At 37.9% G+C, this 4,895-nt stretch carries 4 protein-coding genes; 3 read left to right on the top strand and 1 reads right to left on the bottom strand.

All coding sequences use genetic code 11. The features are described 5' to 3' along the window. Positions 1 to 463: 463 nt before the first annotated feature. Positions 464 to 1,738 carry an ATP-binding protein gene (locus HMPREF3230_RS01960; RefSeq protein ID WP_196489628.1) on the bottom strand — a complete coding sequence of 425 codons (1,275 nt, stop codon included), beginning with the start codon at positions 1,736 to 1,738 and terminating at the stop codon, positions 464 to 466. A gap of 378 nt (positions 1,739 to 2,116) precedes the next feature. Here HMPREF3230_RS01960 and HMPREF3230_RS01955 point away from each other — a divergent pair, with 378 nt between their 5' ends. The 3 genes from HMPREF3230_RS01955 (at position 2,117) to HMPREF3230_RS06180 (ending at position 4,004) form a co-directional block, all read left to right on the top strand. Further along, positions 2,117 to 2,602 (top strand): NUDIX hydrolase, encoded by a 486-nt coding sequence (locus HMPREF3230_RS01955; protein ID WP_075523307.1) that lies wholly within the window; start codon positions 2,117 to 2,119, stop codon positions 2,600 to 2,602. Between the two features lie 377 nt (positions 2,603 to 2,979). Next, the gene (locus HMPREF3230_RS01950) at positions 2,980 to 3,567 is read left to right on the top strand and encodes a DUF7010 family protein (RefSeq protein WP_004133087.1); all 588 of its coding nucleotides are present in this window, start codon (positions 2,980 to 2,982) and stop codon (positions 3,565 to 3,567) included. 173 nt (positions 3,568 to 3,740) lie between these two features. Next, positions 3,741 to 4,004 carry an integrase gene (locus HMPREF3230_RS06180; protein WP_082266232.1) on the top strand — a complete coding sequence of 88 codons (264 nt, stop codon included), beginning with the start codon at positions 3,741 to 3,743 and terminating at the stop codon, positions 4,002 to 4,004. Positions 4,005 to 4,895: the final 891 nt, after the last annotated feature.

Genomic DNA, 4,895 nt, shown 5'->3' with positions numbered 1-4,895 from the left:
AAGTACATCAAGAAAATAAAAGTTTACGAGGACAAGTTCAGTATAACTTTTAAATCAGAGATTAGTGTGGATATTGAAAGGGCATCGTAAAAGTCAAAAGAATGTGAGCATTTGAAATGTTACAAAAGTCAGCCTAGGGGGAATCCTCTCTAGGCTGTTTTTTATGCTCAAAAATCAAGCTATTAAGCCAATCTTAAACCTTTTAACGATAGCTTTTTCTATCGTTAAAAAGTGCACCCACTATCAATAGTGTGCACTCAAAAAAGTGTAGCTATACTACCTGTTCTCTCAATCCATACAGAATCAGTGGCGCTCCTTTACAAATCGCACTTAATCAAGATATCGTTTTGATGACATCTACTATGCGTGCAGTCTAGTTGCTGCGTTTTAGTCCTTGTGTAGCAGGGTTTAGCGAGGGTTATCGTTAAAAGGTTTAGCGTTTGTAGTCATGAAAGGCTTCGTGTTAGTTTTTTAAGCAGCCGATAGGAACTACGCAAACACCGTCTTTGCGGCAATACGCAAAATCGCCTGTTCCAGTCAAAACCATAAGGAAAGATGGCTCGTTCATTTTACTGGTGTCGATTTTTTCTTTCATCGCTTTAAGGCTTTTTACTCCTTCTTCAATGAGCTTTTCGCCTCCGAGTTTAATTTCAATAAGACCGTATTTACCGTTTCTTAAATGAATAACCGCATCGCATTCCTGTCCGTCTTTATCTCTGTAGTGGTAAACTTCGCCGCCTAGAGAATCTGCAAAAATTCGCAGATCTCTGATGCAAAGTGTTTCAAATAGAAAACCGAAAGTATTTAAGTCGTTTATCAAGTCGTTTGGTCCAATTCCCAAAGCCGCTGCAGCAATAGATGGGTCAATATAATAACGCATATCGGATGAACGAATGGCAGTTTTTGATCTTAGATTTGGATTCCAAGCAGGCATATCTTCTACAACAAATATTTTGCGAAGCGCATCAACATACGACGCAACGGTTTCCTCGCTAATTGTCTTATCTTCATTAGCAGAAATATCTCGCGAAAGCACAGTATTTGGTACTTGTGCTCCTTGATTCCTTGCGTATGAGCGCATAAGACGCTTAACTTTTTCAGCATCTTTTTTTACGTCATCGGCACGATTAATGTCGGAGTGTACAATAGCATCGTAGTAATCAAAAGCTTGATCTAAAGCAATTTCATCACGCATATCCACCGATTGTGGCCATCCTCCACGGCATACAAGAAAAGCTAGGCGGTCAATACTTAAGTTTGAATCACCCTCAATACTTTTAGTTCCCGCAAAAAGGTTTTCCAAGCTAGCTTCGCCCGTGGAATCACCGGATTCATATAAGCTCATTGGTCTCATTGTTAGCCACGTGAAGCGCCCAGTACCAGAGTGAGTAATTTCTGTAGTGTTTGCAGGAACAGCAGAACCAGTTAGTATAAATTGCCCAAACTCACTACGATGATCAACCTCAAACCGTATTGCATCCCAAAGTTTTGGAGCAAGCTGCCATTCGTCAATTAATCTTGGGGTAGCTCCCTTCAGTAATCGCTTTGGGCTTAGTTCCGACATAGCGATATTCTGTTCTTTCTTTTCGGGGTTGTCCATATATAAAACGCTTGCTGCAAATTGTTCTGCAGTAGTGGTTTTCCCACACCATTTCGGCCCTTCAATCAGTACCGCGCCTTTGCCTTCTAGCTTTCTTTTCAAAATATCGTCGGCAATTCTTTTCCTATATTTTTTCAACTCTGTCACCCTGTTTTTTAATTAAGTCTGCTCGTATTTTCTGCTGATAATATGAATTCTATCATCATTTTCCGACGATTGTCGGAATTCTGTCCCGACGATTGGCGAATTTTCATTCCGATGATTGGCGGGATATTAGTACGACGATTGGCTTTGTTTAGAAATGTGGTTGTAAGGACTAAATGTTAAAAGGCATAGTTTGTGATGGTAATTCGTGACTCCCATTTGTTTTTAACATGAGCTAAGTTGTATATGGTGAACTGTAAGCAATAAGTTTTAATTTTCGTACATTAATATGTTTTATCGATGGATACAATGAATTTATCGCAAGAAGGGATTATACACAAATATTTACCAGATTTTCTAAAGGAATAAACTATGGAACATAATTGCGGATTTATTAACGATAACAAAGCATTTAGATATAGAGCAGCAGCCATCATAGTCGAAGAAGGTTGTGTACTATTTGCAGGAAATGATGAGGACGACTATTACTACTCAGTTGGCGGAGCGGTTCACATGGGCGAGACATCAGAAGAAGCCGTTAAGAGGGAAGTATTTGAAGAGACAGGTCTTAATTATGAAGTAGATCACCTTGCCGTCATACACGAGAACTTCTTCATCGGCAGCTCTGGCTTAAAAGGAGTAGACTTCCATGAGATTACACTCTACTACATGATGAAGCCCATGGGCAAAAGAGATTTTACGAGCCAAAGCACTACAGAGTCAGGTGCTAAAGAGACAATGCATTGGTTACCTATAGATGAGCTTGATAAGTGCAAGGCTTACCCGACATTTATGAAAGAATATCTTAAATCGGAGCATAGTGGAATAGAGCATATAATTTCAGATGAAAGATATTAATGAATCCCGCTATTATGGCAAGAGATTGTTACATAAACATTATTTCTGTTTATGTTCGGACAGAACAATCAGCCGAAAACATTAGCCAGGATACCATTAGAGCAGTTCGAAGATGTACTCTCTTACATAAATTATGAAAACATAGATCATGATACAATTACGCTTATCTGAGTCTCGAAAGGCGCAGAATACGCGTTGATGCCGGAGCAATGATCATTGAATTCGGTGGAGAGGAAGAAGAAAATCAGAAGGCTAAAGCGGAGTCTCAAACCTTGATACTTGAAACACTTATGTTTTGGATTGATTACCGTAGTGCCTTTACACTGCCACGACGTTGAATATCAGATTGTATAAATTAGCATTTGAAGGAGAAATCAATGAGCTTAGATGAATTGAGGAATGATATCATCATAAAGCAGAAAAAAGGATTGCCATTTATCATGGCATCGGTGATTATATGGCTTCTGATAGTACTTGTGTCAATTTTAGATATCAATGTGGATATGAAAAATTTATTGGTATTTTGCTGTTCATGCCCATTATTACCGCTGGCTTGGCTCATTGGTAACCTTATAAAGGTTGATATCTTTTCAAAACAAAATCCACTTGGACAATTAGGCTTCATTTTCACCCTAAATCAAATGATTTATTTATTAATCGTTATGTGGGTGTTTAGTGCGGTTCCGGAAAAGATGATTATGGTGTATGCAATGGTCTTTGGCGCACATTTACTGCCGTATTCATGGCTGTACAAATCAAAGGGATATACAGTTGCTGCAATTTCCATTCCGATGATTTCCTTGATTTTAGGATGTGCATTAAACGGGACAACGGTTGCTGTTGCGGCATGTATTATTGAGATAGTATTTGCTTGTGTATTACATATGGAATTAAAGAAAATGGGAGATAACTACAACAAATCCCAGTTTGTAGAGCTTAGCAAGGATCAAGTTTCTATGAAATAGAAATCTAAATCTAAATCTAAATCTAAATCTAAATACGTTATGTGTAAATAATTAAGGCGGTAGTAATACCGTCTTTTTTGATGCCTAAAAAGGTTTCAGAGTTTCAAGCTATTCAGGATTCCTATAAATAGTTTCAGAGTTCAAGGCTAAGGTTTCATTGTATCCAACACGTGATGAAACTATACACGAAAACTGCCAACGAGATTGATGAACTGAAGGGTAAGAAACAGCAGCTTCTTATAGAAAAAGCAGGTCAAGAAGATGCTAAAAGACGAATCAGAGAAATGGAAGATTTTCTGAAAAGTGAACGTCACGATATTAGTGAGTATGACGAGAAGCTGGTAAGAAAGTACATCAAGAAAATAAAAGTTTACGAGGACAGGTTCAGCGTAACTTTTAAATCAGAGATTAGTGTGGATGTTCAAAGGGCATCGTAAAAGCCAAAAGAATGTGAGCATTTGAAATGTTACAAAACTCAGCCTAGGGGGGAATCCTCTCTAGGCTGTTTTTTGTTTTTATGCTCAAAAATCAAGCTATTAAGCCAATCTTAAACCTTTTAACGATAGCTTTTTCTATCGTTAAAAAGTGCACCCACTATCAATAGTGTGCACTCAAAAAAGTGTAGCTATACTACCTGTTCTCTCAATCCACGTCGAGAGTGTCGTATTGATGTCTAGGGCTGATTAGGTGGGTGCATTTTTGCCCTTATGTAGCAGGGGTTTGCGAGGGCTATCGTTAAAAGGTTTAATGCGAAGTGGCTTCAAGCTGGGTTCTCGCGGTTTTTGAGTGTGATTTTGCTGTTTGAGGGAAGATATCAACGCTCTAGGGTTGAGTGCACAGGATGTTAACGTTAAAAAGTGCACACACTTTGCACCCACCCTGTGAAGTGGGGATATACAGTATTACAAGCATAATATAGTAAGAAATAATATGATGCTCTAAATCAAAGTTTCAGAGTACAGAGCAATAGTTTCAGTGTTCAAAAGCAAAGCTTCATTGTATACAACACGTAATGAAGCTAGATGGGAGCGTAATGAAAATAGACGAGTAAAAATAACAAATATACAATATATAAAGGCTAGTCAATATAGATTTTTTCTTGTATAATTAGCACAAGAAAAATTAGCATAAAAGGTTGACAAGCCATGAAAAGACTGACAAAATCCTTGACAGACAGACAGACAGACAGACAGACAGACAGACAGTGTAGTTCTGTCTTTTTTCACGTAGACTTTTTTAATTGGCAGAAATATATACCTGATGGATAGGTATGTGTTTCTGCCTATTTTTATGCAATTTTTCAAAACAATAAAAAGAACATTATTAGA

This window comes from Gardnerella vaginalis (genome assembly GCF_001563665.1).
Lineage (GTDB): Bacteria > Actinomycetota > Actinomycetes > Actinomycetales > Bifidobacteriaceae > Bifidobacterium > Bifidobacterium vaginale_A.
This window is presented reverse-complemented; position numbering and strand designations above follow the sequence as displayed.

Coding starts and splice junctions, on each gene's coding strand:
- HMPREF3230_RS01955 (WP_075523307.1), top strand. CDS start 2,117: ATGGAACATAATTGCGGATTTATTAACGATAACAAAGCATTTAGATAT.
- HMPREF3230_RS01950 (WP_004133087.1), top strand. CDS start 2,980: ATGAGCTTAGATGAATTGAGGAATGATATCATCATAAAGCAGAAAAAA.
- HMPREF3230_RS06180 (WP_082266232.1), top strand. CDS start 3,741: ATGAAACTATACACGAAAACTGCCAACGAGATTGATGAACTGAAGGGT.